Source organism: Erwinia sp. LJJL01 (assembly GCF_047300805.2).
Classification (GTDB): Bacteria; Pseudomonadota; Gammaproteobacteria; order Enterobacterales; family Enterobacteriaceae; genus Erwinia; species Erwinia aphidicola.
Window position 1 is genome coordinate 1,652,225 of record NZ_CP178576.1, and the last position, 26,991, is coordinate 1,679,215.

Below are 26,991 nucleotides of genomic sequence, written 5' to 3' on the forward strand. Positions count from 1 at the left end.
CCTGATGGAAAACTGAATCTGAGGTAATAACGTGAAAATTAAAAGCTACGCGGCAATGAAAGCAGGCCAGGCTCTGGAACTGTATGAGTATGACGCGGCTGCGCTGAGCGCAGAGGAAGTTGAAGTCGAAGTGGAATACTGCGGCGTCTGCCATTCTGACCTGTCGATGATCGACAACGAATGGGGTATTTCCCAGTACCCCACCATTGCCGGCCACGAAGTGATCGGCCGCGTTTCCGCGCTCGGTGATGCGGCGCAAGACAAAGGCCTGAAGATCGGCCAGCGCGTTGGCATTGGCTGGACGGCAAAAAGCTGCCAGCACTGCGATGCCTGCATCAACGGCGAGCAGGTCAACTGCCAGAACGGCAGCACGCCAACCATCCTCAACCACGGCGGTTTTGCCGAGAAGCTGCGCGCCGACTGGCAGTGGGTGATCCCATTACCGGAAAGCCTGGATGCGGCCAGCGCCGGTCCGCTGCTGTGCGGCGGTATCACCGTGTTTAAACCGCTGCTGATGAGCAACATCACCGCCACCAGCCGCGTCGGTGTTATCGGCATTGGTGGCCTCGGCCACATCGCGATTAAGATCCTGCGCGCCATGGGTGCCGAAGTGGTGGCGTTCAGCTCCACGCCGAATAAAAAGCAGTCGATTCTCGATATGGGCGCCGACGAAGTGGTCAACAGCCGCGATCCGGAAGCGCTGAAGTCCCAGGCGGGCCGCTTCGACCTGATCCTCAGCACCGTTGCCGTTGACCTCGACTGGAAGCCGTACTTCACCGCGCTGGCGCCAAAAGGCAAGTTCCACACCGTGGGTGCCGTGATGAAGCCGATCGAAGTGGGCGCGTTTGACCTGATCATGGGTGATAAAGCCGTAACCGGCTCTTCCACCGGCTCCCCGGGCCAGCTGCGTTCGCTGCTGAAGCTGGCGGCACGCCGCGATATTGCGCCGCACGTCGAGTTCTTCCCGATGTCGAAAATCAACGACGCGCTGGACCACGTCCGCGCCGGGAAAGCCAATTTCCGCGTGGTGCTGAAAGCGGATTTTTAAGACGGTGATGGCGGTGGGCGAGGCATGCCTCGCCCCTACGTAGAGGTCGGGCATACCCGACCTTTTTTATCCCCCTGGCTCCTTCCCCCTGAATAAGTTCCCGCCTTCTGTAATATTTATTTACATCGCAATGCTAAATACATATAGTTCTCATTTGCTTTAACATTACAGGCCAACCGTGGTCTGGATTGCACGCCAGTGGACCTCACCGCGTCATCAGGGATTCAGTGACAAGACGCTACCGCTCAGGGATATTCGGTAAATTTTTCATGTCCGGTGCAGGAAATTAATTAAAACTATCGAGTTATCCGAGGAATTACCGTGCTGTTTTCTCGTCCTGAATTCACTGATAAAACACCCGCTACGCTATTATCCGCTCAGCGCATTTTCACCCCCTCCGTCGCCGCGTTACTGGTGATTTCTGCACTGCATCCGGCACTGGCAGCGGAAACCGCGCAGAGTGAAACGCTGACCGTAGAAGCCAACTCCGCCAGCAGCCCCGCAGCACAGGCCGCAGCGGACTACAGCGTGCCGGTGACGACCGCCGGTACCAAAATGACGCTGGCGCTGCGCGATATCCCGCAGTCGGTCAGCATCATCAGCAAACAGCGAATTCAGGACCAGGCGCTGCACAGCATCGGCGAAGTGCTGAATAACACCACCGGCATCTCCGCCTCGAATATCGACTCCGACCGTGCGAACTACTATTCGCGCGGCTTTCTGATCAACAACTACCTGTTCGACGGCGTTCCGACGGTGGTGCAGGATGTGTGGGACCTCGGCGACGCCCAATCCGACACCGCCATTTACGACCGTATTGAGATCGTGCGCGGCGCTAACGCCCTGTCGCTCGGTTCCGGCAATCCTTCCGCCTCGGTTAACATGGTGCGCAAGCACGCCGACAGCAAAGTGGTCACTGGCAGCCTGTCTGCTGAAACCGGCAGCTGGGACAAGCAGCGCTATGTGGGCGATGTCACCGTGCCGTTGAACGAGTCCGGCAGCGTGCGCGGCCGCGTCATCGGCGGCTATCAGGAAAATGACAGCTGGCTGGATCGCTACCACGCGCGCAAGAAATTCCTCTCTACGCTGATCGATGCCGACCTGAGCGACACCACCACCCTGTCGCTGGGCTGGGATTACCAGGACACCAGCAGCGAAGACCCAAGCTGGGGCGGTATCCCGACCTTCTACAGCAACGGCGAGCGCACTCACTTCGACCGCAGCTTTAATACCGGTGCGGACTGGGCCTATAGCGATAAACAGTCGAATAAGATCTTTGCCACGCTGAAGCAGAGGTTTGATAGCGGCTGGCAGGCGCAGGTCACCGGCAGCCACAGCAAAACCACCTTCGACACCCGCCTGATGTACCCGGACGGTTACCCGGATAAAGCTACCGGCCAGGGCATTACTCTTTACAGCGGCTGGAACAAAGGCCGCCGCACCACCGACAGCGTAGACCTCTACGCTAACGGTCCGTTTGAGCTGCTGGGCCGCAGCCATGAGCTGATGATTGGCGGCAGCTACAGCAAGCAGGACAACACCTTCTTCAACAGCTTTGCAGACCTGTCCGGCGTCAATATTGGTGACTACAGCAGCTGGAACGGCTCTACCGGCGCGACCGACTGGTCAGCCTTTAGTCCCTATCTGGAGGACACCATTCGCCAGAAATCGGTGTATACCGCCGCACGCTTCTCGCTGGCTGACCCGCTGTCACTGCTGGTCGGCGCTCGCTATACCGACTGGAGCGCCAACGGCACCTCCGGCACCAACGACAGCGATAAAATCGCGCCGTATGCGGGCCTGACGTACGATCTCAACGACACCTACTCCGTCTACGCCAGCTATACCAGCATCTTCCAGCCGCAGACGTCACGTAACAGCGAAGCGAAGTACCTCGATCCGGTCAGCGGAAAAAGCTATGAAACCGGCATCAAAGGCGACTGGGCCAACAGCCGTCTGACCGCCACGCTGTCGCTGTTCCGCACCGAGCAGAACGGCCTGGGCGTCAACAGCTACACCTACATCCCGGGCAGCACCGAATACGCTTACGACGCTGTCGATGCGGTCAGCCGCGGCGTGGAATTTGAAGTTAACGGTGCCCTGACCGACAACTGGCAGATGACTTTCGGCGCCTCGCGCTATATTGCCGAGCAGCGCGATGGCACCGCCGTGATGCCGGAGATCCCGCGCACTACCGCCAAACTGTTCACCCGCTATCGCCTGCCGATGCTGCAGGACCTGACCGTGGGCGGCGGCGTCAACTGGCAGAACAAGACCTTTAATAACGTCGCCGGTGGCCCGGCTGGCAGCGACTACATCGATCAAAGCCCGGTGACGCTGGTCAATCTGTTCGGTCGCTACCAGGTGACGAAACAGGTTTCCGTACAGGCCAACGTCAACAACCTGTTCGACAAAGAGTACTACGACTATATGGGCACCTATGTGGTGTATGGCGCGCCGCGTAACTTCTCCGTTTCCGCTCATTACGCGTTTTAATCTGCGTTAAAAATCGGCCAGCCGCGCCCCTGCGGCTGGTTTTTTTTTACATATTAAGAAAAGTCCGATACGTTCTGATAATTTCCGATACACTGCTTTATCGACCCGCCCACATTGCTGATTCATGCACTACTACTCACCCGATGACAGCCAGTTAAAACTGCGCTCAACGCGTTTTATTCGTCGCATGTTCGCCATGCGTCAGCTGGGCACCTTTTTGTGTTTTTTCCCCTTTCAGTCGGTGCTTTCGGAACTGGATCGCAGCACGTGGTTCACTATTTTGCTGTTTATTAATGCCTTTATCTGGCCGTCGGTCGCCTGGCTACTGGCGCACTCCTCACCTGACCCGACTAATACTGAGCGCCACAACTTAACCATTGATGCCGCGTTTGGCGGCGCATGGGTGGCGCTGATGGCCGTCAGCCCGATGCCTTCGCTGATTATCATCGCTGTGCTGGCCTCTGACCGCTATGCGGCCGGCGGCTGGCCCCAGCTTAAACCGGCGATCGTGGCATTTATGCTGACCTTTATCCCACTCTGGGCAGTGCTCGGCCTGCCGCTGCAGCCGACCTTTAGCACGCGTACGGTGTGGCTGACGCTGCCACTGGCAACCTGCTATATGCTGGTGCTGAGTGCGGTGTCGTATCAGCTCACGCTTAGCCTGCGGCGGAAAAACCGCGAGCTGGAACGCATCTCGCTGATGGACCCGAGCCTGAAGATCCCCAACCGCCGCCTGTTTGACCGCCGTCTGGAGAGCGAATACCTGCGCACCCAGCGTGGCGAAGGCCGCGCCTGGCTGATGCTGATCGACGTGGATAATTTCAAGCAGGTCAATGACCGTTTTGGCCACGAAGCGGGGGATTATCTGCTGGCGGAGATCTCACGCCTGCTGCGCAGCGAAGTGGGCACCCGCGATATTCCGGCGCGCTTCGGTGGCGATGAGTTAGGGGTGATTGTGCGCGATGCCGACGATATCACTATCGTGATGCTGGCCGCGGCGCTGAAAGAGAAAATCGCCCGGATCCGCCTGCCCGCCTCTGCTGAATTCCAGTTCTCCGTCAGCATCGGTATTGCCCCGGCCAGTAACGCCGACTCCATCCACCAGTGGCTGCGCCATGCAGACCAGGCGCTGTACAGCGTTAAACGCACCGGCCGCGACGGCATTCACCTGTGGCAGGCTGCAGAAGTGTGATTTCCCTGCATTACACAATAAGCCGATATCCCTTGCCCCCTTACAGCCAGAGGCGCCTGACGCGCGGATAAATGCTGGATCGATGTGTACTAAATGTCTATAGTAGACTTTAAATACACTTACTGGATGCCATCATGCTGACCCTCTCTCAACTCTGCGCCAGCAGCCAGCAGGCGCACACCGCACTGCGTCCTCAGGTAAAAGTGACGCCGCTCGACCGCAGCCACGCGCTCTCCGCGCAGTATCATTGCGAGCTGTTTCTGAAGGGCGAGCATCTGCAGCACACCGGTTCGTTCAAGTTCAGAGGGGCGAGCAATAAGATGCGGCTGCTCTCGCCGCAGCAGTGCGTGCAGGGGGTGATCACCGCGTCATCCGGCAACCACGGCCAGGGCATGGCGCTGGCCGGGGCGATGGCGGGCATACCGGTGACGGTGTTTGCGGCGGCGACCGCCTCTCCGCTCAAGCTGGAAGCCATTGCCTCCTATGGCGCTAAGGTGGTGACGCTGGAGGGCGACGCGCTCAGCGTGGAGCTGGCCGCTGCCAGCAAAGCCGCCGCTGAGGGCATCACCTTTGTCTCCCCGTATAACGACGCACAGGTGATTGCCGGACAGGGCACTATCGCGCTGGAAATGCTCGAGCAGGAAGCGCCGCTGGATGCCGTTTTTGTCGCGGTGGGCGGCGGCGGGCTGATCTCCGGGATTGGCGCGGTGATGAAAACGCTGTCGCCAGAGACGCGCATTATCGGCTGCTGGCCTGCGGCCTCCGTCGCCATGTGCGCCTCCCTCGCGGCGGGCGAAATCGTGGAGCCGCCCGAGCACGACACGCTGTCCGACGGCACCGCCGGTGGCCTGGAGCCTGGCACCATCACCTTCCCGATCTGTCAGCAGGTGGTCGATGAGTGCGTGCAGGTCAGCGAGGAGGAGATCAAAGCCGCGATGAAGACGCTGGCGCGCTATGAGCGCTGGATGGTCGAAGGTGCGGCGGGCGTGGCGATGGCGGCGTTTATGCAGCAGGCAGAAAAATGGCGCGGCAAGCGCGTTGCGGTGATCCTGTGCGGCAAAAACATCACCCTGGAGAAGTTCTGCGGGGCGGTGAAATGAGGATTATTGAGCAGGCGGTGATTGAGGCGCATTACTTTGAGGCCGATGCGCTGGAAAAGCTCAAAGAGGGGTTTCGCGCTTTTTCAGCCGGCCGCGTGCAGCTGCCGCCAGCGCAGCAGTTTCTGTTTGCGCAGGCGGGTGGCGACTGCTGCATTAAATCCGCGTGGGTGGAGGGTTCAGAGAGCTTCTGCGTCAAAGTCTCCAGCGGCTTTTACCGCAACGGCGACCTCGGCCTGCCGGGCAACGACGGGCTGAATATGCTGTTTAGCGCGCAAACCGGGCAGCCGCTGGCCCTGCTAAACGACCACGGCTGGCTGACCGGGATGCGCACCGCGCTGGCCGGAAGGATTGCCGCCGAACTGCTGCTGCCGGAACGGGTTGAGCAGATCGCCATCTTCGGCACCGGGCTACAGGCCGAACTGCAGCTGCGCCAGCTGCTGGACCTGACCGCCTGCCGCGAGGTAATTATCTGGGGGCGCAGTGAGGATGCGCTGGTGCGCATGCGCCAGCAGCTGGCAGACTGCGACATCAACCTCATTACCACGCTGGAAGCCGAACAGGCGGCGCGCGCGGCCTCGATTATCGTCACCGCCACCCCCTCCTCCGTGCCGCTGCTGCGCCGGGAGTGGATCCGGCCGGGGACGCATATTACCGCCGTGGGTGCCGACTCGCCGGGCAAACAGGAGCTGGATGCCGCCATCATTGGCGCTGCCGCCTGCGTGCTGGTCGACTCGCTTACCCAGTGCAGCAGCTATGGCGAGCTCAGCCATCTGCCCGCTGCACAGCGCACGGGAAAAATCATTGAGATTGGCAGCCTGCTGAGCGATAGCACGCAGTATCAGCGTGCAGCGGATGCGATCACCGTCGCCGATCTGACCGGGCTGGGCGTGCAGGACGCGCAGATCTCCGCCAGTATTCTCGCGCAGATGGGGGCCTGAGATGAACCAGCAAAGTACAGCAGCAAGCCAGCAGTTCGCCACGCTGACAGCGATAGCGGACGGTATTGCCGCGCTGTTTTTCCCCATGGTGGAAGTGGCCATCCACGATGTCACCAGCAGTAAAATTGCTTACCTGGCGAATAACCTGTCGAAGCGCAGCATCGGCGACGATGCCGGGCTGGAGCAGCTGACGCTCAACGAGCTCGACACGCTGACCGGGCCTTACGAGCAGCTGAACTGGGACGGGAAGAAGATGCGCTCCGTCAGCATTCGCGCCAGCGTGCCGGGCAGTGCGGGCTACATTTTCTGCATCAACTTCAGTACCGCGATGCTGGAAGATGCGCGCAATGCGCTGGAGACGTTCCTGTCAATGAGCCCGCTGCAGCCCCAGCCTGCGCTGCTGTTTGCGCACGACTGGCGGGAAAAAATTAACACCGCCGTGCATCAGTGGCTGGCCGAGAACCACAGCTCGCTGACGATTCTGACGCGCAGCGACAAGAAAGCGCTGGTGACGGCGCTTTACGCTCAGGGAATATTTAACGTGCGCCACTCGGCCGACTATGTGGCGAACGTGCTGTCGCTGGGAAGGGCAACGGTGTTTAAATATTTGAAGGAGATTAAGGGTTGAGGGGGGCGACGATTCTGTTCCTACTCTCAACCGTATCAGGATGGTCTTTCACTGCCCATGGGAAATAAAAAAAGCAGGGCTGATGAAGTTTGGTTTATATGCGGCCCCTCATTACAAAAATCTCACAAACCCAGCGCTGTGGGAGTTTATAGCTTACTCCCACAAAGAGCCGGAGGTCCACAGACTGTGTCAGCTGAACCTGTTAATACTCAGATTCCTCTCCCGGCAGTGGTACAGACAGCGCCATCCCTTTTGCACCTGCATAGAAGATGATGACATCGGTGCTTTGGTCGGTGGTGAATCCCCGGTGGGCAATATCGATGGACTCGTTGAAAGCCTCACCCGCGCTGAATGTCCTGGTATCCCCCGTCGCTTTATCCTCAATGGTCAGGGAACCTGACAGAATATACGCCGTGTTAGGAATGGGGTGGGTATGCCAGGGCAGCTCTGAATGCGCGGGGATGGTCATTTTCATCACCGTAATTTCAAGCTCACCCGAAGGGTAATTTTGCAAAGTCTGGCCATTCCACGCCTGGCCACTTTGAAGCAAGGTTTCGGTAGTGTTTTTATATCCGCTGGAAGAATTTTGCATTTTACCGCCTGAGAAACAGTTAAATCAGATTTCTCATTATAGCGCCTGCGCACACGCCCAGGCTGAGCTCCACGCCCACTGGAAGTTATAGCCGCCTAACCAACCGGTGACGTCAACCACTTCGCCAATAAAGTACAGCCCCGGTACATCACGCGCTTCCATGGTTTTCGACGACAGCTGGCTGGTATCGACGCCGCCGAGCGTGACTTCGGCGGTGCGGTAGCCCTCGGTGCCGTTGGGCTGGATTTTCCACTGGTGCAGCGCGCTGGCCAGTTCCGCCTGCTGGCGGCTATTGAGCTGCTTCAGCGTGCATTCCGGCACCCTCCCCAGCAGCTGCAGGCACTCGACCAGGCGCTTCGGCAGCAGTTTGGCAAGGGTGTTTTTCAGGCTCTGATTGGGGTGCTGCTGGCGCTCTTCATGAATAAAGGCATCGATATTCTGCGCCGGTGAGAGATCAACGCTGACAAATTCGCCCGGCAGCCAGTAGCTGGAGAGCTGCAACACCGCCGGGCCGGAGAGGCCGCGGTGGGTAAACAGCAGCGCTTCTTTAAATACCGTGCCGTCTTCGGCGGTCAGTACCGACGGCACCGAGACGCCGGACAGCGTCTGTAGCTGCTCCAGCAGCGGCTTATGCAGGGTGAACGGCACCAGCCCGGCGCGGGTCGGGAACACCTTCAGGCCAAACTGTTCGGCAATCTTATAGCCAAACGGCGATGCGCCAAGCCCTGGCATCGACAGCCCGCCGCTGGCGATCACCAGCTTTTCCGCCTGCACCTCTGCGCCGTTGAGCTGCAGCGTGTAGCCGCTGTCATCACGCGCGACCGCAAGCACTTCACTACGCAGGCGCAGCGTGACGCTGCCGGCTTCGCACTCTTTCAGCAGCATGTCGACCACCTGCTGCGCTGAGTCGTCGCAGAACAGCTGTCCGAGCGTCTTCTCGTGCCAGGCAATGCCGTGACGGTTAATCAGATCGATAAAATCCCACTGGGTATAGCGCGCCAGAGCGGATTTACAGAAATGCGGGTTATGCGACAGATAGGCCGCTGGCTCGGTATAGAGGTTGGTGAAATTGCAGCGCCCGCCGCCGGACATCAGGATTTTACGCCCGGCTTTTTTGCCGTTATCGATCAGCAGCACGCGCCGCCCGTTCGCGCCCGCCTGAGCCGCGCAGAACAGGCCAGCTGCACCCGCACCAATTACGATAACGTCAAATTTTTCCACCACAGACTCCGCGCCAAACCACAAAAACGCTGATTGTAGAGAGTTGGCGCCTGGGATACCAGCCTGACGCCAAATCGTAGCTGAAACATTTTGTAACCTTATGATTTCACGGTGGTTTCAGGGGTAACAGTCACTCAAATGACACATTAATGTCAAAAAAAGTCTATATTTCCCTTTCCCCAGGCGCGGTTTGTCGCTGATAATGCGCCGCGTTCATGTCCTCCAAAATGGCGTAACGCTTATGCTGCATCTGTTTGCTGGTCTTGATTTACATACCGGCCTGTTCCTGGTTCTTGCTCTGTTGTTCGTACTGGTTTACGAAGCAATCAATGGCTTCCACGATACGGCCAACGCGGTAGCTACCGTGATTTATACCCGTGCAATGCGATCGCAGTTAGCGGTGGTCATGGCCGGGGTATTCAACTTCTTTGGTGTACTGTTGGGCGGCTTAAGCGTGGCTTACGCGATTGTCCATCTGCTACCCACCGACCTCCTGCTTAATGTCGGGTCGGCTCACGGCCTGGCCATGGTCTTCTCCATGCTGCTGGCTGCGATTATCTGGAACCTCGGCACCTGGTATTTCGGGTTACCGGCCTCCAGCTCCCATACCCTGATCGGTGCCATTATTGGTATTGGCCTGACTAACGCGTTGCTGACTGGCACCTCGGTAGTGGATGCGCTCAATATTCCCAAAATGATCGGCATCTTTATGTCGTTGATTATCTCGCCGATCGTTGGCCTGGTGATTGCCGGCGGTCTGGTATTTATCCTGCGCCGTTACTGGAGCGGGAATAAAAAGCGCCAGCGTATCCATATGACTCCGGCAGAGCGCGAGAAGATCGACGGCAAGAAAAAGCCGCCGTTCTGGACGCGTATCGCGCTGATTGTCTCGGCGATTGGCGTCAGCTATTCGCACGGTGCCAATGACGGCCAGAAAGGTATTGGCCTGATTATGCTGGTGCTGATCGGCGTGGCGCCGGCGGGCTTTGTGGTGAATATGAACTCCAGCGGCTATGACATTACGCGTACGCGTGATGCCGTGAACCACCTGGAGCAGTATTATCAGCAGCACGCGGCCTCGCTGACGCACATCATCCAGATGGCGCCGCCAGCGTTACCGACGCCGGAACAGGTGCCTTCCGGCCCGCATGATTTCCACTGCGACGCTGCCCGTGCGCTGCCGGCTATCGAGCGTGTGCAGGGCCTGCTGAACAATCTCAGCAGCTACGATGCGCTGAACGTTGAGCAACGCAGCCAGCTGCGCCGCCTGCTGATGTGCATCTCGGATACCGCTGAGAAAACCGCCAAGCTGCCGGAAACCAAGCCTGACGACAAACGTTTCCTTAATAAGCTGAAGAGCGACCTGCTGAATACCGTTGAGTACGCGCCGGTATGGATCATCCTGGCCGTGGCGCTCGCGCTGTCGCTGGGGACCATGTTCGGCTGGCGTCGCGTTGCCACCACGATCGGTGAGAAGATCGGTAAGAAGGGCATGACTTACGCTCAGGGGATGTCGGCGCAGATGACGGCGGCGGTCTCTATTGGCGTGGCGAGCTATACCGGAATGCCGGTTTCAACCACGCACGTGCTCTCCTCTTCCGTGGCGGGCACCATGCTGGTTGACGGCGGTGGCGTTCAGGGCCGAACCATCAAGAACATCCTGCTGGCGTGGGTGTTCACCCTGCCGGTCTCGATTGTGCTGTCAGGTGGGTTGTACTGGATTGCGCTGAAGCTGATTTGATCGTGTTGCGGGCGGACCGAAAAAGAGGGTCCGCCCCTACAGTAAGAGTCGATGATTTTTTCCGATCGACCCGAAAAGGGCGACCATGTTTAATGGTCGCCCTTTTTTAATGCCAGATGGCCAGGCCAATCAGGCTAATCACCACCAGCCCACACAGGGCGCTGGTCAAAATAAACTGCCCGCGCAGGCGCTGACAGCGACGAATAAACTCATCATCGTGGTGGTCAAGGTAGCGCTGATACCAGATATAGCCAATCAGCCGCACCTGCTTGCCCGGCTGCCCGTGAGACGTGAAGAACCCCGCCCCATCCACATACTGATACAGCAGCGGATCGCAGCCGCGCAGCACCACTAACAGCGCACGCAGCGAAGAGAAATAGCGCGCCATATTCACCACACAAACGACACAAAGAGCCCAGAAAAGCGCGATGGTGCTGATCATGATCCCCTCCCGGACTTTCATCAGGAAATGCGATACGCGACGAGAACGGGATCAACTCCCGCTGGTTCGCCAACCCTTATTATTGAGATGATTGCTGCAGCAGGACGGCGTAACAGCGCTGCTTTCGTTGCCGTCTTTTATCAGTGTAGGAGATCTGCTTAAATTTTTTCCAGCGATGTTTTATTTCGCCGGGGCATTCAGACAAAATTTCATGTTGATCGCCCAGCCAAACCACGTCGGCTGCCACAACATTCATTAACAATTTTCGCTATACTCTGGGACAGGCACTTACGCGAAAAGGAGTATTCATATGGCTTACAAACACATTTTGATTGCTGTCGATCTGTCCCCCGAAAGCAAACTGCTGGTCGACAGAGCGGTATCCATGGCTCGCCCTTACGACGCCAAAGTTTCACTTATCCACGTTGATGTGAATTACTCTGACCTGTATACCGGGCTGATCGACGTCAATCTGGGTGATATGCAGAAGCGTATCTCTGAAGAGACGCACAGCGCGCTGACCGAGCTGTCAAACGGGGCTGGCTACCCGATTGCCGAAACCCTGAGCGGCAGCGGTGACCTCGGCCAGGTGCTGGTCGACGCGATTAAGCAGTATCAGGTGGATTTAGTGGTTTGCGGCCATCATCAGGATTTCTGGAGCAAGCTGATGTCGTCAGCGCGCCAGCTGATCAACACCGTGCACATCGATATGCTGATTGTGCCGCTGCGCGACGAAGAGTAACGCCGGGTGGTAGGGGTCGACCTTTTTTCCGGTCGACCCGTTACGCGTTCAGGGGCAAAATTCACCCCCGGGTCGGGCATGCCCGACCCGTGGATTACGCCAACGGGGCATAAATATCGAAACGGTGCCCCTTGGTCACCACGGCGTTCGGCGTGGCGACGTCCGCCAGCGGCGGCGCGTAATCCGGGCGCTTCACCACCACACGCTTAGTCGCCAGCATTCGCGCGGGCTCCAGCAGGCCATCGGCATCGAGGTCCGGCCCCACCAGCGACTGAAACACCCGCATCTCTTTCTTGACCAGCGCGCTTTTCTGCTTGTGCGGAAACATGGGATCGAGGTACACCACCTGCGGGCGCGGCGTAATATCGGTTAGCGCCGTCAGGCTCGAGGCGTGCAGCAGCGTTAGCCGCTCGCGCAGCCACGGGCCAATCTCCGCATCGGCATAGCCGCGTGCCAGGCCATCATCCAGTAGGGCAGCCACGACCGGATTACGTTCCAGCATGCGCACGCGGCAGCCCACGGCGGCCAGCACAAACGCATCACGCCCCAGCCCCGCCGTGGCATCCACCACCTCCGGCAGATAGCCGCTCTTGATGCCGACGGCTTTCGCTACCGCTTCACCACGCCCGCCGCCAAACTTACGGCGGTGCGCCATCGCCCCGCCAACGAAATCAACAAAGATGCCGCCGAGCTTTGGCTCATCGCGCTTGCGCAGCTCCAGATGCCCGGCCGTCATCACCAGCGCCATCAGCGCGTTTTCATCATGCACCAGCTGCCAGCGGGCAGCTAAAACAGATAAGGCGCCGTCTCCGGCGCCCGTTTCATCTAACAAACAGATGTTCACTAATCTCAGCCCTGCTCGGTAATACCGTAGTGTGCCAGCATCGCATCCAGCTGCGGCTCGCGGCCGCGGAAGCGGCGGAACAGCGCCATTGGCTCTTCGGAACCGCCGCGCGTCAGAATGTTGTCGAGGAACGACTGGCCGGTTTCACGGTTGAAGATCCCCTCCTCTTCGAAGCGTGAATAGGCGTCTGCCGCCAGCACGTCGGCCCACAGATAGCTGTAGTAACCCGCCGCGTAGCCGCCGGCGAAGATATGGCTGAAGGCGTGCGGGAAGCGGCCCCACTCTGGCCCAGGCATCACCGCCACCCGCTTTTTGATCTCTTTCAGCATCGGCAGGATCTGCGCGCCTTTCGCCGGGTCAAACTCGGCGTGCAGGCGGAAGTCGAACAGGCCAAACTCCAGCTGACGCAGGATAAACAGCGCCGCCTGATAGTTCTTCGCCGCCAGCATTTTGTCCAGCAGCTCGCGCGGCAGCGGCTCGTTAGTCTCGTAATGGCCGGAGATAAACGCCAGCGCTTCCGGCTCCCAGCACCAGTTTTCCATAAACTGGCTTGGCAGCTCGACCGCATCCCACGGCACGCCGCTGATACCCGATACGCCCGGCGTTTCAATGCGCGTCAGCATATGGTGCAGACCGTGGCCAAACTCGTGGAACAGCGTGGTCACTTCGTTGTGGGTAAACAGCGCAGGCTTGCCGCTCACCGGACGGTTGAAGTTACAGGTCAGGTAGGCAACCGGCTTCTGCAAGGTACCGTCGGCTTTACGCATCTGCCCCACGCAGTCATCCATCCACGCCCCGCCGCGCTTGTTCTCACGTGCATACAGGTCGAGGTAGAAGCTGCCGCGCAGCTCGCCGCTCTCGTCAAACAGGTCGAAGAAGCGCACGTCCGGGTGATAGACATCCACATCGCTGCGCTCTTTAGCGGTAATGCCGTAGATGCGCTTCACCACTTCAAACAGGCCGTCCAGCGCGCGCTGTGCCGGGAAGTACGGGCGCAGCTGCTCGTCGCTGATGGAGTAGAGATGCTGCTTCTGCTTCTCGCCGTAATAGGTCAGGTCCCACGGCTGCAGGTCGTCGACGCCGTGCTCTTTTTTGGCAAAGGCGCGCAGCTGGGCCAGCTCCTGCTCCGCCTGCGGGCGGGCGCGCTTTGCCAGATCGGTCAGGAAGTCGGTGACCTGCGCCGGGCTTTCGGCCATTTTGGTCGCCAGCGATTTATCGGCATAGGAGTCGAAGCCCAGCAGCTGGGCGAGTTCGTGGCGCAGCGCCAGCTCTTCCGCCATCACCTCGCTGTTGTCCCACTTCCCGGCGTTTGGCCCCTGGTCGGAGGCGCGGGTTGAGTAGGCGCGATACATCTCTTCGCGCAGCGCCTGGTTATCGCAGTAGGTCATCACCGGCAGGTAGCTCGGGATATCCAGCGTCAGCAGCCAGCCCTCCTGCTCTTTCGCTTCGGCCTGCGCTTTGGCCGCGGCCAGCGCGCTTTCCGGCATGCCGGACAGTTCGCTCTCATCGGTAATCAACTTGCTCCAGCCCATGGTGGCGTCGAGCACGTTGTTGCTGTAGGTCGAACCCAGTTCGGACAGGCGCGCGGCGATCTCACCGTAGCGCTGCTGCTTCTCTTTCGACAGGCCAATGCCGGACAGCTCGAAGTCGCGCAGCGCGTTATCCACCGCTTTCTTTTGCGCAGTATCCAGCGCGGCAAAGTTTGCGCCCGCTTTCAGGTCGCGATACGCCTGATACAGCCCTTCATGCTGGCCAACCCAGGTGCTGTACTCGGACAGCAGCGGCAGCGTCTGCTCATAGGCCTGACGCAGTTCCGGGCTGTTTTTCACCGAGTTCAGGTGGCTGACCGGGGAGAACAGGCGGCTTAAACGGTCGTCGACTTCCGCCAGCGGCTGCACCAGATTATCCCAGCTGTACGGCGCGCCCTGCGCCACCACTTTTTCCACCGCGGCGCGGCACTCATCCAGCGCCTGAGTCACGGCGGGCACCACATGTTCAGGTTTGATGGCGGAGAAAGGGGGGAGCGTAAAGGCAGAGAGTAACGGATTGGTCATAGCGCAGTCCTTTAATCGTTGTATGGGCAATCTGGTTAACATGAGGGTAACGGGTGAGAAAATCAATGGCGGGCCACGCAGACGCCCTGTTTCTGACCGCACTTTCCGCTTTGCCACTACCCGAGACACATTGCATACTCCCCGGCGTTAATACGCCGTATTACTTCGTTACAAACAGGGAGTGTCTCTATGTGGTACGTACTGGCAGCATCGCTACTGTTCCTGCCGTTTTATCATCGCAGCGCACTGGTGCTGCTGGCCATCGCGCTGGGCCTTGCCATCTTTGAGCAGGTGTTAATGCCACCGGCTATTGTGGCGCTGATCGTCATTGGCTTTGTTGCTGTCTATTCCGGTACGCACAAGCAGCCTTCTGCGTTCTCCCTACCGGGGGAGATTATTCTGGTGGTCAGCGCCTTTGCGCTGATGCTGCATACGATTCCGGGCTTCAACAATCAGCTGATCGAATCCGGGGTGCGCGCCGGGCCACAGAGCGCACCGTTTACCTTCTATTACAACCTCGACAAGGCGCTGGTGCCGTTTATCCTGCTGGCCTGCCTGCCGACCCTGCTTAAGCGGCCTTCGAAGCCACCTGCCAACGGGCTGTGGTGGCTGGTGCTGTTAATGTCAATGCCGCTGCTGCTGCTGCTGGCCACCTTTGCCGGGGGACTGAAGGTGGAACCGCACCTGCCCGAGTGGCTGGGTTCTTTTATGCTGGCCAATCTGTTTTTTGTCTCACTGGCGGAAGAAGCGCTGTTTCGCGGTTATATCCAGCAGCGGCTAAGCCAGCTGCTGGGCGACAAGCGTGCGCTGTTTATCGCCGCGCTGCTGTTCGGTTCGGTGCACTTCTCCGGCGGGCTGCTGCTGGTGTTCTTCGCCACGCTGGCCGGGCTGATCTACGGGCTGGCCTGGCTGTGGAGCGGGCGGCTGTGGGTCTCTACCCTGGTGCATTTCAGCTTTAATCTGCTGCACCTGCTGTTCTTTACTTACCCAATGTGGCAACGAATCCCTGCCTGATCGCGCTTTTTTAACCCGTTTTCGCTATAATCACCGCAACCTGTGCCGCCCACTGGCGGCACGCTCGCTTTTACCTTCCCGGATTTCCTAATACATGCTCAGTTATCGCCACAGTTTCCATGCAGGCAACCATGCCGACGTTCTCAAACACACCGTGCAGAGCCTGATCCTCAGCTCACTGAATGAGAAGGATAAACCCTATCTCTACCTCGACACCCACGCCGGTGCCGGGCGCTATCTGCTGAGCGGCGAGCACGCTGAACGTACCGGAGAGTATCTGGAGGGCATTGCGCGTATCTGGCAGCAGGACGACCTGCCGACCGAGCTGGAGCCGTATATCAGCGTGGTGAAAAACTACAACCCGGGCGGCAAGCTGCGTTATTACCCTGGCTCACCGCTGATCGCCCGCCATCTGCTGCGCGAGTACGACCAGCTGCAGCTGACCGAGCTGCACTCCAGCGACTTCCCAATGCTGCGCAATGAGTTCCAGAAGGATGACCGCGCGCGCCTGGCGCGTGCCGACGGCTATCAGCAGTTGAAATCCAAGCTGCCACCGCTGTCGCGCCGTGGTCTGATCCTGATCGACCCACCGTACGAAATGAAAAGTGACTATCAGGCCGTGGTGCAGGGGATTCAGGAAGGCTATAAGCGTTTCGGCACGGGTGTCTATGCGCTGTGGTATCCGGTGGTGCTGCGCCAGCAGATCAAACGTATGTTCAACGAGCTGCAGGCCACCGGCATTCGCCGTATTTTGCAGATCGAGCTGGGCGTGCGTCCGGACAGCGACCGTTTCGGCATGACCGCATCGGGGATGGTGGTGATTAACCCACCGTGGAAGCTGGAGCAGCAGATGAACAACGTGCTGCCGTGGCTGCAGAAAGTGCTGGTACCGTCAGGCACCGGCCACCATAAAGTCAGCTGGATTGTGCCGGAATAACGTTATCGCCCGCGGTTAATCTCCCACCCGATCGCGCAGGGGCGAGGCCTGCCTCGCCCAGGGTCGGGCATGCCCGCCCCCTACAGCTGAAGTGCGAGGCATGCCCGCCCCCTACAGCGGAAATATCGCGAAATCATGCGCCATCTCGGTGGCGGCAAATACCGCCCGACACTCTGCCAGCAGGCGCTCGCAGTCATGGCGTAAATAGCGCGAGCTAAGGTGCGTGATAATCAGCCGCTTTGCGCCACTCTCCTGCGCCACTTTCGCCGCCTGTGCGGTGGTGGAGTGCCCACGGCTGTTGGCTTTCTCTTCCATTGCAATTTCCAGCGTCGCCTCATGCACCATCACATCGACATCCGCCGCCAGCTGCTGCGCCGCCGCCGTGGGTGCCGTATCACCGAAAATCGCCAGGCTGCGCCCCCTGATCGGCTCACCGACATAATCCCAGCCGTTTATCGTGCGGCCATCGTCCAGCGTTACGCTGCGGCCATGCTTCAGGTCATAGAAGTATGGCCCGGCAGGCACGCCGTGCGCCGCCAGCCTGGCCGCATCCAGCGCGCCCGGCTTGTCGTGCTCGTCGATACGGTAGCCGTAGCACTCCACCGGATGCGTCATCGGGTAAGCCGTCACGCGAAAATGCGCGTCATTGCACACCTCCCCCGCACCTATTTCCACGATCTCCAGCGGGAAGGTGACCCACGAACCGCTTAATGACAGAGTGGTTTCAACAAAGGTTTTCATCCCCACCGGGCCGTATAGGGTCAGCGGTTCGAGTGAGCCATTCATCGATCGGCTGGTCAGCAGTCCCGGCAGGCCGAAGATGTGATCGCCGTGCAGATGAGTAATGAAGATCTTCTCGATCCTGCCGGGCTTGATTGGCGTACGCAGGATCTGATGCTGGGTGCCCTCGCCACAGTCAAATAGCCAGGTGGCGTTACGCACCCCCTGTAAATCCAGCGCGATGCTGGTGACGTTGCGCTCGCGGCTCGGCGTGCCGGCCCCGGTGCCTAAAAACTGCAAATGCATAACTGTCATCCTTAAGCGAAAAGTGACAATGATAATCGGTATGAGGCTATCACAATCATAGACGCAACCTTTGCGGCTTTTCACCTTGTAGCGTTACACTCTACGCCAGCTGATTTAACTCACTTACTGAACTGGAAGACTCGATGACCAAACATTATGACTACCTTGCCATCGGCGGCGGCAGCGGCGGTATCGCCTCCATTAACCGTGCGGCCATGTACGGACAGAAGTGTGCACTGATTGAAGCAAAAGAGCTCGGCGGCACCTGCGTGAACGTCGGTTGCGTTCCGAAGAAAGTCATGTGGCACGCGGCGCAGATCGCCGAAGCTATCCACAACTACGGCCCGGACTACGGCTTTGATACCACCGTAAACCAGTTCAACTGGGACGTGCTGGTGAAAAACCGCAGCGCCTATATCGACCGTATCCACAGCTCGTACGACAATGTGCTGGGCAAAAATAACGTCGACGTGATCAAAGGCTACGCGCGCTTTGTCGATGCGCACACCGTCGAAGTGAACGGCGAGAAGATTACCGCCGACCATATTCTGATCGCCACCGGCGGCCGCCCGAGCCAGCCGACCATTCCCGGCGCGGAATACGGCATTAACTCTGACGGCTTCTTTGAGCTGCAGGCGCTGCCAAAACGTACCGCCGTCGTCGGTGCAGGCTATATCGCCGTCGAAATTGCTGGCGTGGTCAACGCGCTGGGGTCTGAAACGCACCTGTTCGTGCGCAAACACGCGCCGCTGCGCAGCTTCGATCCGCTGATCGTCGACACGCTGGTGGAAGTCATGAATACCGAAGGTCCGACGCTGCACACCGAATCGATCCCGAAAGCGGTAGTGAAAAATGCCGACGGCAGCCTGACCTTACAGCTGGAAAACGGTAAAGAGCAGACCGTGGACTGCCTGGTGTGGGCGATTGGCCGTGAGCCGATGACCGACAATCTGAACCTTGATGTGACCGGCGTGAAACTGAACGAAAAGGGTTACATCAGCGTCGATAAATACCAGAACACCAATGTAAAAGGGATTTACGCGGTGGGTGATAACACCGGCGCCGTCGAGCTGACCCCGGTGGCGGTCGCCGCCGGTCGTCGCCTCTCCGAGCGCCTGTTTAACAACAAGCCGGACGAGCATCTGGACTACAGCAACGTGCCCACCGTGGTGTTCAGCCACCCGCCAATCGGCACGGTCGGCCTGAGCGAGCCGGAAGCGCGTGAGAAGTTTGGTGATGACCAGGTGAAAGTGTACAAATCGGCGTTTACCGCCATGTACACCGCCGTTACCCAGCATCGCCAGCCGTGCCGCATGAAGCTGGTGTGCGTCGGTGCCGATGAGAAGATTGTCGGCATCCACGGCATCGGCTACGGCATGGACGAGATGCTGCAGGGCTTCGCGGTGGCGCTGAAGATGGGCGCTACCAAGAAGGACTTCGACAACACCGTGGCGATCCACCCGACCGGTGCCGAAGAGTTCGTGACGATGCGCTAAGTAGACGCTGAAATACTAAAAGCCAGCAGGGTCCTGCTGGCTTTTTTGATCGCGACCCAGCGCCTCTTCAGCTGCGGCTGGCACAGCCGCATTTATGCAGCGCACCGTGGGCCACGCGGCTGAGGTGCGAGTGGCGAACCTGGAGCTCGCCCTGACTCCATGCGCCATTTTCATCGGCGCGATCGTCCAGCAGGCGGTTCAGCGCCTCGGCGATTTGTAGTTCGCAGCGCGCGTACGTTTCAGATAGGTCATCATCGCCTGGTACGCCAGCTCGCGGTCGTAGCGCGTGCTGGCGGATGTGTGATCGCACAGCGGGCGGACCGAAAAAGAGGGTCCGCCCCTACATAGACTACGATAGCTGGTCCAGGGGTCGACTTGTGTTCAGGTCGACCCGATAGCGAGCACATCATCGAAACGTTAACGCTGCTCCCTGCCAGAACCGCAAAATCAGGATCGTGCTGCCCTGTATTTCATAGCGCAATTCATAATGTCCCAGAATTAAATGCCGTACTTCTCTTGGCTCATAGTCCGTCAACGCCGCACCGCTACGCGGCCAGGTAATGAGGTTTACAGGCGCAGCGACCAGGGTTTGTATCGCGGCGGCGGCAGCTACCGGGTCAACCTTTGCCAGAAAGCGATAAACGCGTTCTACATCTTCGATGGCTGGTTCCGTCCAGACAAAATGCATTACTTACGTCCAGCTTTTGGCAGCGCCAGCGGCGAGTCCGTACTTAAGCTATTTGCCCATTTCATCACGTCATCATGGGCAACGACACGCCCCTCATCTACCGCAGCCAGCGCTTCCAGCGTCATCTGATGGCGCCGCTCTTCCTGATCGATCATGGCTTGTATTGCCTGCTTCACCACCCCCCCCCTGGAACGATCATAGCTCGTCGCCAGCAGGTCCAGCTTTTCTGCCATTTCAATCGATAGATGCGCAGTAACGACGCGTGTGTTTGATTGCCCCATAACAGATGCCTCATAAAACGATTCAATTTTAATCATCCTGATTTAGTTAGCCAGTCAAGCCCCAAAAGCGACGGCTGGGTTTATGTCGTGTCTTATAGGCCACAGACGCTGTTTGAACTCCGTTCTGCCATTGAGTTAAACGAGGCAGCTCGCAAATAAGCGTAGGGGTCAGGCACGCCTGACCCGCCTGGTCTTACCCTTCCAGCCGACTTAACCGCACATCATTGAAACGGCTATTTAGCACCTGCAAACGCTCAAGCAGGATCCAGTTGAGCGTATCGCGTACGATGGGATCTACCAGTTCACTGATTGCCCAGGTCAATGCATAACACTGATCGCACAGCTCCGGCGTTTCAATTTCATTGATATCAAGCTGTTCAAACATGCGAGATCTCCTGTGCTGATGAAAAGGGGATCTGCAATTCAAAACGAGTTTGGGTACACTTGTTCACAGCCATAGCGTTAGCTCCTTAACGTATTGGTCAGACGCCTCGTCAGTGTTAGCGCACTGCCGGGGCGTTGTTTTTACAACTCCGGTTGTAATCAGGTATTACATACGTTGTAATTACAACACCTCCATGATGAAATTATGTAATTACAATGTCAACCGAGAAACCAAAAACCGATCAGTACCAAATCCGCATATCGCACGAATTGCGCCGTCAGCTTGAGGATGAGATGAAGAAGGATGGGGATACATCGCTGGCAACGTGGATTAAACGCGTGTTGCGCAAGGAACTTCAGGCCCGTGGGATCGAGCCAAAAGCCTGAAGAGTATTGAGTAAGGTGTGTAGGGGTCAGGCACGCCTGACCCGCTACTTACAGCGCTGGCTCATCCACTATTTGCAGGCGGCTCAGGCGTTGGCGATAACACTGCAACACGGCGGCCACCGCTTCTGGCTGCATAAATGATTGGTTATAGGTCGTTTCCACCTGCTGCTGCTCTTTCAGCAAGTTAGCGAGCAGTGCAACCACCAGCTTGCGGCTCAGCCCCATAATCAGCCCGAGCGTCAGGAAATCCATCCCGAGATACTCTCCATACTGGGTGGTGAATCCAGCCGCCAGCTCTCTGCCGCCCTCTTCACAGGCCAACAGAGGCAGTGCCAGATAGCTGCTTTGAAAATAAGCAGAGAAAGGCGCCACCGAGACAAAATCATAAAGAGGCGACAACTGTGGCGCAGCGCCACGCGGATGCAGCAGGCCAAAGTTGCGCAGATGCATATCGTTATTGCCCAGTAGATAAGCATAAATAATGCGCCGCAGCAGGTCGATTTTAAACGCCAGGTTATCGTTGACGTGCTGAATGAGGAACTGCGCGATCTGCTGATAGCTTACCCACGGAAGACCGTCATCGCGGTATTTCCCGTACTTTTCACCGACGTTCATCGCCGCATCCAGCGGCTCCTGATGCAGTGCATGACCCTCTCTGTCGCGATCAAAACGACGGATAACGAAAGCATATTCAATATCATAATCCGGGTGTTCAGGCCGGAAGGGCAGCAGTCCGTGCGCAGGTACGTCGAATCCGAGGCGTGCCATCAAGGTCATGGTGGCATGCTCATTTTCAGCCAGATGGGGAAACTCAACGGGTGATGGCTTAAGGATGTAGTCGCCCTGATAGCCCACCACGGCAAAGTCGCGCTGCCGCAATACCAGCTGCAGTTTCGGCTGGTAACCCGAGATACTCATACCCCGCTGCTGCTGCGGCAACTGCTGTACGAACTGCGTCCGGGTAAAGCCCAGATAGGGCTCAACGCGCGCGCTCCCTGTCAGTTTTTTCATCCCCCTGGTTGAATAGCCTGAGGTCTGTTCTGCCTCCGACTCCAGCCGGGTCAGCAGGATTCGACACCGATTCATGATGTTTCCTCAGCGCTGATGCGTACCGCGCCAATCAGGTTCTCACCGTTATGCAGCAGCATGCCGAGCAGATCCTGCTCATCAATTTTTTGTAGCTGGCTGTAGCGCATTTTCAGCCAGCCCTCCGGGGCCAAAGAAACAAAAAACGGGTGCAGCGTGGCGCTGGGGAATCTTCCTTTACTTACCGGCAGGCTGAGTGACAGTGCCGGGCCAAAATAATCCGGACGATAGGCAAACAGGTAGCCGTTGTCTTCCTGAGAAAGCACGCCGACGGCCTCATCGTACAGCCACACCGTTAAACGACGGCGCACAGTGACACTCCCAGCGCAGCAGCTACCGCATAGACACTGCCAAACTTCACTTGCTCAGGATCTTTGAACAGGCGCTTGAGAGTCGAGGCTGAGATCCCGGTTTGCAACTCCAGCGTAGCAATATCCAGGCCCAGCGCTTTACGCCTCTCATTCAGCTGCGCTCCCAGCGCCGCAAGCGATGTAATTTTATGCTGAGCCAGCTGCGAAAGCTGATCCTGCTCTGCCTGCTGCAACTCCTGTTTAAGCTCATTGAGCTGCGTGGCGATGGTTTGCAGCTTCAAGGAGATAACAAAGGGTTTCTCATGGCTCATATTTGACCCTTAAAAATTGAAGACTTAATAATATATCTCAATATTAGTCTATCGCGCGTGCCATATGTCACTTATGAGCTTTAAATGTATAAATAGATAAAAAAAAGGCCTTATACGAACGCATAAAGCCAGTAGTTAACTCCTGTGACCGCCGGGGCTTTGTGCACCAGCCTGTAGGCATAATTGGCGGCCATGCCGTGTGGCCGGCTGTGCTTCAAAATTGTTGCCTTGTCACTATACTTTTTAGGGGAGTCACGATAGCGACTACTTCACCACATTCACCCTTTGAGGAGTCAGAATGAGCACATTTAACACGGCTGACGGCACGCAAATTTATTTCAAAGACTGGGGCACGGGCCAGCCGGTCCTGTTCAGCCACGGCTGGCCGCTGGATGCCGATATGTGGGACAGCCAGATGAATTTCCTTGCCGAGCGCGGCTACCGCGTTATCGCCTTTGACCGCCGTGGCTTTGGCCGTTCGGATCAGCCGTGGAAAGGCTATGACTACGATACCTTTGCTTCGGATATCAACGACCTGATCACCCACCTCGACCTGCACGACGTCACGCTGGTCGGTTTCTCAATGGGCGGCGGCGACGTGTCGCGCTATATCGGCAACTACGGCAGCGAACGCATTGCCGCGCTGGTGCTGCTGGGGGCGGTCACGCCGATCTTCGGTAAAACCGCCGATCATCCGGAAGGGGTGGAAAAGGCCGTATTTGACGGTATTCGCGACGGGTTACGGCAGGATCGGGCGCAGTTTATCAAAGATTTCGCCACGCCGTTTTACGGCATTAATGCCGGGCAAACCGTCTCCGATGGCGTGCTAACGCAGACGCTGAATATCGCGCTGCTGGCCTCGTTGAAAGGCACCATCGACTGCGTGACCGCCTTTGCCGAGACCGATTTCCGCGCGGATATCGCAAAAGTGAACGTGCCGACGCTGGTGATCCACGGCAGCAACGACCAGATTGTGCCGTTCGAAGCCACCGGCAAGCTGGCCGCAGAGATGATCACAGGCGCCGAGCTGAAAGTGTATGACAACGCCCCGCACGGCTTCGCCGTTACCCACCAGGAGCAGTTGAATCAGGACCTGCTGGCGTTCCTGCAACAGATCTAATCTGACGTCACGGGGCGACCGGAAAAAAGGGTCGCCCCCTACGGGATTTGTAGGGGTTGACCCTCTTTTTCGGTCAACCCGCACGCGCCGCCAGCCACACCGCGTAGGCTTCATCCCAGATCGCCGCCGGAGTGCCCGCTTTACCCAAACCGAAACCGTGCCCGCCCTGTGAAATACGGATCATCTGCACCGGAACCCCGGCCTTGCGGCAGGTATCGTGCATGATCACGCTATTTTCCGGGTTCGAGGTGCGGTCATCCTCCGCCTGGGCGAGAAAAGTGGGGGGATAGGCGCGCGTAACGTAGTTTTGCACCGACCAGTTTGCTTCTTCCGCCGGGGACGGATTTTTGCCCACCATCGACAGATGCGTATTGGTATGGGTATAGGGCGGTTCGAGGGTGATCACCGGATAGATAAGCCCGACGCTGTCGACCTTCGGCACGATCTGGTCGAGGCTGTCCTGCGGCGCATAGGACGCGAAATCAGGCCGCGCGGCCGCCATGCCGAACAGATGCCCGCCGGCAGAAAAGCCGAGCAGATGCACGTGCGGCTCCATTGAGCGCACCAGGCGGATCGCACGCTGCGCATCCTGCAACGGTGCCAGATTACCGGCCTGCCAGTGTTCGCCGGGCAGCCGATAGCTCAGCACATAAGCAGTAAAGCCTTTGCTGGTGAGCCAGCGCGCCACCGGCCAGCCCTCGCGCCCCATGCCAATCCAGCGATAGCCGCCGCCCGCGGCAATCAGTACCGCTTTGCCATTGGGGTTCTCCGGCAGAAAGCGCTGGATCCCCGGGCTGACGATATTGGACCACGAGCCGTTAGCGGAAATACGCAATGCTCCGCTCGGACCGCCACCGCCCGGGGGTTCATCGGGCCACAGCGGATAGAAGTCCTGGCGGGCAAACAATTTATCGGTGCTCATGGCAAGCATAAACGCGCCACTCCCCAGCAATAACCGGCGGCGACTAATCATCGGGCATGTCCAGAATTCTCAACAGAAAACAGGGTAATGGATGTTGAGCGGCAAGCAGGCGCACTCAGTGGCGAAATAATATGCACTACGCCTAAAAATTGCTACAGGCGTCACACTTTTTTCAGCTGTTACGGGAAGAAAAAACGGAATGCGAGAGTTGCGGGTCCTGGGATCGGGACCCGCAGGCGTTACTTAACGTTTTTGGCACTAAACTCGGCGTAGTTTTCTTGCGTGACCACCTGATAGGGGATCCACATAAACTTATCGGCGTTTTTACCGTCCAGCACCTGCTTCGCCATCGTCACCGCCCCTTTGCCCTGCCCGGCGGCATCCTGGAATACGGTTAACGCCAGCTTGCCGCTCTTAATAAACTGCAGCGCATCCGGGGTGCCGTCGATACCGGCGACAAGAATATCTTTTTTACCGCTCTGGTTAAGCGCCATAATCGCGCCGATGGCCATTTCGTCGTTATTGGCGGCTATCGCGTCAATTTTATCGCCGGACAGCAGCCAGCTGGAGGTGACATCAACGGCTTCGTTACGCATCCACTGGGCGGACTGCTTTTCCACCACTTTCATCTCTTTGTATTTGGCAATGACCTCTTCGGTCGCCTTAGTACGCTGGCGCGCCTCTTCCGCCGACAGCGCGCCCATCAGAATTGCGACATTGCCCTTGTAGTTCATTCTTTTTGCCAGCGCTTCCATCTCCATGCGCCCGCCGAGCAGCGAGTCCGAGCCGACGTAGGCCATTTTACCGCTCAGTTCGACTTCCGGCTTGCGGTTGACGAAGATCAGCGGAATATTGGCGCGTTTTGCCGCGTCCATCATTGGCTTAACGCCCTGGGTATCCACCGGATTAAGGATAATCGCGTCCACGCCCTGGTTGATGAAGTTTTCGACCTGCTGCACCTGCACGGCCACATCGCCTTTGGCATCCTCAAACTGCCCCTGAATCTGCTCTTTCTCCATCTCTTTCGCCATCTGGGTACGCAGGATGGAGATAAAGTTAAGGTCAAAGTTGGCCAGCGCCACGCCGATACGCAGATCTTTCGCCTGGGTAGCAGGGGCGACGGCAAGCGCCAGAATCAACAATCCGCTCTTTTTTATATTCATCATATAACTCCTGTAGCTAGAGGTAAGTTATTATTTTTTATGCATTAACCGACATCAAAGTGAGCTTTAAAACGTGCCAGGGCCTCTTCACTCTCCCCGGATGCCCATCCCTCCAGCGCAATCACCCCCCGATAGTTCATCGCCCGTAGCGCTTTGGCGATGGCACGATAGTTAATCTCGCCGCTGCCCGGCTCACAGCGCCCCGGCACGTCCGCCACCTGAATTTCGCCAATGGAGTGGCCGCTGCGCTGTATCAGCGCGATCAGATTGCCTTCGCCGATCTGCGCGTGATACAGGTCGAGATTCATCTTCAGATACGGGCTGTTGACCGCTTCCACCAGCGCCAGCGTGTCGGCGGCGCGGGCAAACGGCGTGCCCGGGTGGTCGACGGCAAGATTGAGGTTCTCCAGCGTGAACACCCTGCCCGCTTTCTCGCCGAGTGCCGCCAGCTTCTCCAGCGTGCGCACCGCTTTTACCCACATCTCCCCGGTCACCACCGCCACCGGCTTGACCGGCAGGCCCCGGTTATCCAGCCCGGTGCCGTGCAGGTTGAGGCTCGGGCAGTTGAGCCGCGCCGCCACCGCCAGCGACGCTTCAGCGCTGCTCAGCAGTGCCTCGATCTCTGCATCGTCCGTCAGGTTGCCCGTCAGGTAACCGGTCATCGAGGTAAAGGTCGCGCCCGTTGCCGCCAGCGCGTCAATGTCTTTGTTGTTCCAGTGCCAGATCTCCACGGCGAAACCCAGCTGGTGAATGCGCTGCACGCGTTCAATAAACGGCAAATTAAGAAAAACCATTTCGGCCGAAACTGACAGACGATAATCCGCCAT

Annotated in this window: 30 protein-coding genes; 13 read left to right on the forward strand and 17 right to left on the reverse strand. The window is 58.1% G+C overall.

Annotation, left to right across the window (positions count from 1 at the left end; translation table 11 throughout):
* Positions 1-31: 31 nt before the first annotated feature.
* The 6 genes from ahr to ACLI4M_RS08590 all read left to right on the forward strand — a co-directional run bounded on the left by ahr (position 32) and on the right by ACLI4M_RS08590 (position 7,402).
* Positions 32-1,048 carry an NADPH-dependent aldehyde reductase Ahr gene (ahr, locus tag ACLI4M_RS08565; protein WP_133622492.1) on the forward strand — a complete coding sequence of 339 codons (1,017 nt, stop codon included), beginning with the start codon at positions 32-34 and terminating at the stop codon, positions 1,046-1,048.
* A 321-nt stretch (positions 1,049-1,369) separates the two neighbouring features.
* Positions 1,370-3,544 carry a ferric-rhodotorulic acid/ferric-coprogen receptor FhuE gene (gene fhuE, locus ACLI4M_RS08570; protein ID WP_253537703.1) on the forward strand — a complete coding sequence of 725 codons (2,175 nt, stop codon included), beginning with the start codon at positions 1,370-1,372 and terminating at the stop codon, positions 3,542-3,544.
* 124 nt (positions 3,545-3,668) lie between these two features.
* Entirely contained in the window at positions 3,669-4,736 is a 1,068-nt protein-coding gene (locus ACLI4M_RS08575; protein WP_133622491.1) for a diguanylate cyclase, read from the forward strand.
* 134 nt (positions 4,737-4,870) lie between these two features.
* Positions 4,871-5,836, forward strand: a complete 966-nt coding sequence (locus ACLI4M_RS08580; protein WP_133622490.1) for a threonine/serine dehydratase — start codon at positions 4,871-4,873, stop codon at positions 5,834-5,836.
* Entirely contained in the window at positions 5,833-6,774 is a 942-nt protein-coding gene (locus ACLI4M_RS08585) for an ornithine cyclodeaminase family protein (RefSeq protein WP_133622489.1), read from the forward strand. The genes ACLI4M_RS08580 and ACLI4M_RS08585 overlap by 4 nt, the downstream gene beginning before the upstream one ends.
* Position 6,775: 1 nt before the next feature.
* The gene (locus tag ACLI4M_RS08590; protein ID WP_133622488.1) at positions 6,776-7,402 is read left to right on the forward strand and encodes a helix-turn-helix transcriptional regulator; all 627 of its coding nucleotides are present in this window, start codon (positions 6,776-6,778) and stop codon (positions 7,400-7,402) included.
* A gap of 202 nt (positions 7,403-7,604) precedes the next feature.
* On the opposite strand, the gene ACLI4M_RS08595 is transcribed toward ACLI4M_RS08590, so the two are convergent.
* Both ACLI4M_RS08595 and ACLI4M_RS08600 read right to left on the reverse strand, forming a co-directional pair.
* Complete coding sequence (locus ACLI4M_RS08595; protein ID WP_133622487.1) at positions 7,605-7,994, reverse strand: cupin domain-containing protein; 390 nt, start codon at positions 7,992-7,994, stop codon at positions 7,605-7,607.
* A gap of 36 nt (positions 7,995-8,030) precedes the next feature.
* Entirely contained in the window at positions 8,031-9,215 is a 1,185-nt protein-coding gene (locus ACLI4M_RS08600) for an NAD(P)/FAD-dependent oxidoreductase (protein ID WP_133622486.1), read from the reverse strand.
* A 241-nt stretch (positions 9,216-9,456) separates the two neighbouring features.
* Between ACLI4M_RS08600 and pitA the strand changes: the two genes are divergently transcribed.
* Positions 9,457-10,956 carry an inorganic phosphate transporter PitA gene (pitA, locus tag ACLI4M_RS08605; RefSeq protein WP_133622485.1) on the forward strand — a complete coding sequence of 500 codons (1,500 nt, stop codon included), beginning with the start codon at positions 9,457-9,459 and terminating at the stop codon, positions 10,954-10,956.
* Positions 10,957-11,062: 106 nt separating this feature from the next.
* On the opposite strand, the gene uspB is transcribed toward pitA, so the two are convergent.
* Positions 11,063-11,398, reverse strand: coding sequence for a universal stress protein UspB (gene uspB / locus ACLI4M_RS08610; RefSeq protein ID WP_048917778.1), 336 nt, complete (start codon positions 11,396-11,398; stop codon positions 11,063-11,065).
* A gap of 79 nt (positions 11,399-11,477) precedes the next feature.
* The gene (locus ACLI4M_RS08615; RefSeq protein WP_166643145.1) at positions 11,478-11,654 is read right to left on the reverse strand and encodes a hypothetical protein; all 177 of its coding nucleotides are present in this window, start codon (positions 11,652-11,654) and stop codon (positions 11,478-11,480) included.
* Between the two features lie 54 nt (positions 11,655-11,708).
* On the opposite strand from ACLI4M_RS08615, the gene uspA reads away from it, so the two are divergent.
* Complete coding sequence (gene uspA, locus ACLI4M_RS08620; RefSeq protein ID WP_048917779.1) at positions 11,709-12,140, forward strand: universal stress protein UspA; 432 nt, start codon at positions 11,709-11,711, stop codon at positions 12,138-12,140.
* A gap of 94 nt (positions 12,141-12,234) precedes the next feature.
* On the opposite strand, the gene rsmJ is transcribed toward uspA, so the two are convergent.
* Together rsmJ and prlC are read right to left on the reverse strand one after the other, a co-directional pair.
* On the reverse strand, positions 12,235-12,984 hold the full coding sequence (gene rsmJ / locus ACLI4M_RS08625) for a 16S rRNA (guanine(1516)-N(2))-methyltransferase RsmJ (RefSeq protein WP_133622484.1): 750 nt from the start codon (positions 12,982-12,984) through the stop codon (positions 12,235-12,237).
* 5 nt (positions 12,985-12,989) lie between these two features.
* Positions 12,990-15,038 (reverse strand): oligopeptidase A, encoded by a 2,049-nt coding sequence (gene prlC, locus ACLI4M_RS08630; protein WP_133622483.1) that lies wholly within the window; start codon positions 15,036-15,038, stop codon positions 12,990-12,992.
* Positions 15,039-15,227: 189 nt separating this feature from the next.
* Here prlC and ACLI4M_RS08635 point away from each other — a divergent pair, with 189 nt between their 5' ends.
* Positions 15,228-16,052: a CPBP family intramembrane glutamic endopeptidase gene (locus ACLI4M_RS08635; protein WP_048917782.1), complete on the forward strand. Its 825-nt coding sequence runs from the start codon at positions 15,228-15,230 to the stop codon at positions 16,050-16,052.
* A gap of 94 nt (positions 16,053-16,146) precedes the next feature.
* Positions 16,147-16,989: a 23S rRNA (adenine(2030)-N(6))-methyltransferase RlmJ gene (locus tag ACLI4M_RS08640; protein ID WP_048917783.1), complete on the forward strand. Its 843-nt coding sequence runs from the start codon at positions 16,147-16,149 to the stop codon at positions 16,987-16,989.
* Between the two features lie 111 nt (positions 16,990-17,100).
* On the opposite strand, the gene rnz is transcribed toward ACLI4M_RS08640, so the two are convergent.
* Positions 17,101-18,015, reverse strand: a complete 915-nt coding sequence (gene rnz / locus ACLI4M_RS08645; RefSeq protein ID WP_133622482.1) for a ribonuclease Z — start codon at positions 18,013-18,015, stop codon at positions 17,101-17,103.
* 143 nt (positions 18,016-18,158) lie between these two features.
* Between rnz and gorA the strand changes: the two genes are divergently transcribed.
* On the forward strand, positions 18,159-19,511 hold the full coding sequence (gene gorA / locus ACLI4M_RS08650) for a glutathione-disulfide reductase (protein WP_133622481.1): 1,353 nt from the start codon (positions 18,159-18,161) through the stop codon (positions 19,509-19,511).
* A gap of 67 nt (positions 19,512-19,578) precedes the next feature.
* On the opposite strand, the gene ACLI4M_RS08655 is transcribed toward gorA, so the two are convergent.
* The 4 genes from ACLI4M_RS08655 to ACLI4M_RS08670 form a co-directional block, all read right to left on the reverse strand.
* Positions 19,579-19,821: a hypothetical protein gene (locus ACLI4M_RS08655; RefSeq protein WP_133622480.1), complete on the reverse strand. Its 243-nt coding sequence runs from the start codon at positions 19,819-19,821 to the stop codon at positions 19,579-19,581.
* Between the two features lie 96 nt (positions 19,822-19,917).
* Positions 19,918-20,199 carry a type II toxin-antitoxin system RelE/ParE family toxin gene (locus ACLI4M_RS08660; RefSeq protein WP_133622479.1) on the reverse strand — a complete coding sequence of 94 codons (282 nt, stop codon included), beginning with the start codon at positions 20,197-20,199 and terminating at the stop codon, positions 19,918-19,920.
* Positions 20,199-20,516: a CopG family ribbon-helix-helix protein gene (locus ACLI4M_RS08665; protein WP_253537712.1), complete on the reverse strand. Its 318-nt coding sequence runs from the start codon at positions 20,514-20,516 to the stop codon at positions 20,199-20,201. The genes ACLI4M_RS08660 and ACLI4M_RS08665 overlap by 1 nt, the downstream gene beginning before the upstream one ends.
* Positions 20,517-20,673: 157 nt before the next feature.
* Positions 20,674-20,865: a hypothetical protein gene (locus tag ACLI4M_RS08670; protein ID WP_133622478.1), complete on the reverse strand. Its 192-nt coding sequence runs from the start codon at positions 20,863-20,865 to the stop codon at positions 20,674-20,676.
* A 215-nt stretch (positions 20,866-21,080) separates the two neighbouring features.
* Between ACLI4M_RS08670 and ACLI4M_RS08675 the strand changes: the two genes are divergently transcribed.
* Positions 21,081-21,251, forward strand: a complete 171-nt coding sequence (locus tag ACLI4M_RS08675) for a hypothetical protein (RefSeq protein WP_166643144.1) — start codon at positions 21,081-21,083, stop codon at positions 21,249-21,251.
* A 48-nt stretch (positions 21,252-21,299) separates the two neighbouring features.
* Here ACLI4M_RS08675 and ACLI4M_RS08680 read toward each other — a convergent pair whose 3' ends face one another.
* From ACLI4M_RS08680 to ACLI4M_RS08690, 3 genes are read right to left on the reverse strand one after another with little or no spacing between them, the layout of a single operon-like run.
* Positions 21,300-22,337 carry a HipA domain-containing protein gene (locus tag ACLI4M_RS08680; protein WP_133622477.1) on the reverse strand — a complete coding sequence of 346 codons (1,038 nt, stop codon included), beginning with the start codon at positions 22,335-22,337 and terminating at the stop codon, positions 21,300-21,302.
* The gene (locus ACLI4M_RS08685) at positions 22,334-22,648 is read right to left on the reverse strand and encodes a HipA N-terminal domain-containing protein (RefSeq protein WP_133622476.1); all 315 of its coding nucleotides are present in this window, start codon (positions 22,646-22,648) and stop codon (positions 22,334-22,336) included. Before ACLI4M_RS08685 ends, ACLI4M_RS08680 begins: the two co-directional genes overlap by 4 nt.
* Complete coding sequence (locus ACLI4M_RS08690; protein ID WP_133622475.1) at positions 22,633-22,959, reverse strand: helix-turn-helix domain-containing protein; 327 nt, start codon at positions 22,957-22,959, stop codon at positions 22,633-22,635. Before ACLI4M_RS08690 ends, ACLI4M_RS08685 begins: the two co-directional genes overlap by 16 nt.
* Positions 22,960-23,257: 298 nt before the next feature.
* On the opposite strand from ACLI4M_RS08690, the gene ACLI4M_RS08695 reads away from it, so the two are divergent.
* Entirely contained in the window at positions 23,258-24,079 is an 822-nt protein-coding gene (locus tag ACLI4M_RS08695; RefSeq protein ID WP_133622474.1) for an alpha/beta fold hydrolase, read from the forward strand.
* Between the two features lie 73 nt (positions 24,080-24,152).
* Here the strand turns inward: ACLI4M_RS08695 and ACLI4M_RS08700 are convergent, their stop codons facing one another.
* From ACLI4M_RS08700 to ACLI4M_RS08710, 3 genes are all read right to left on the reverse strand, one after another.
* Positions 24,153-25,052: an alpha/beta hydrolase gene (locus ACLI4M_RS08700; RefSeq protein WP_166643143.1), complete on the reverse strand. Its 900-nt coding sequence runs from the start codon at positions 25,050-25,052 to the stop codon at positions 24,153-24,155.
* Between the two features lie 188 nt (positions 25,053-25,240).
* Positions 25,241-26,164, reverse strand: coding sequence for a sugar ABC transporter substrate-binding protein (locus ACLI4M_RS08705; protein WP_133624989.1), 924 nt, complete (start codon positions 26,162-26,164; stop codon positions 25,241-25,243).
* 44 nt (positions 26,165-26,208) lie between these two features.
* Complete coding sequence (locus ACLI4M_RS08710; protein ID WP_133622473.1) at positions 26,209-26,991, reverse strand: TIM barrel protein; 783 nt, start codon at positions 26,989-26,991, stop codon at positions 26,209-26,211.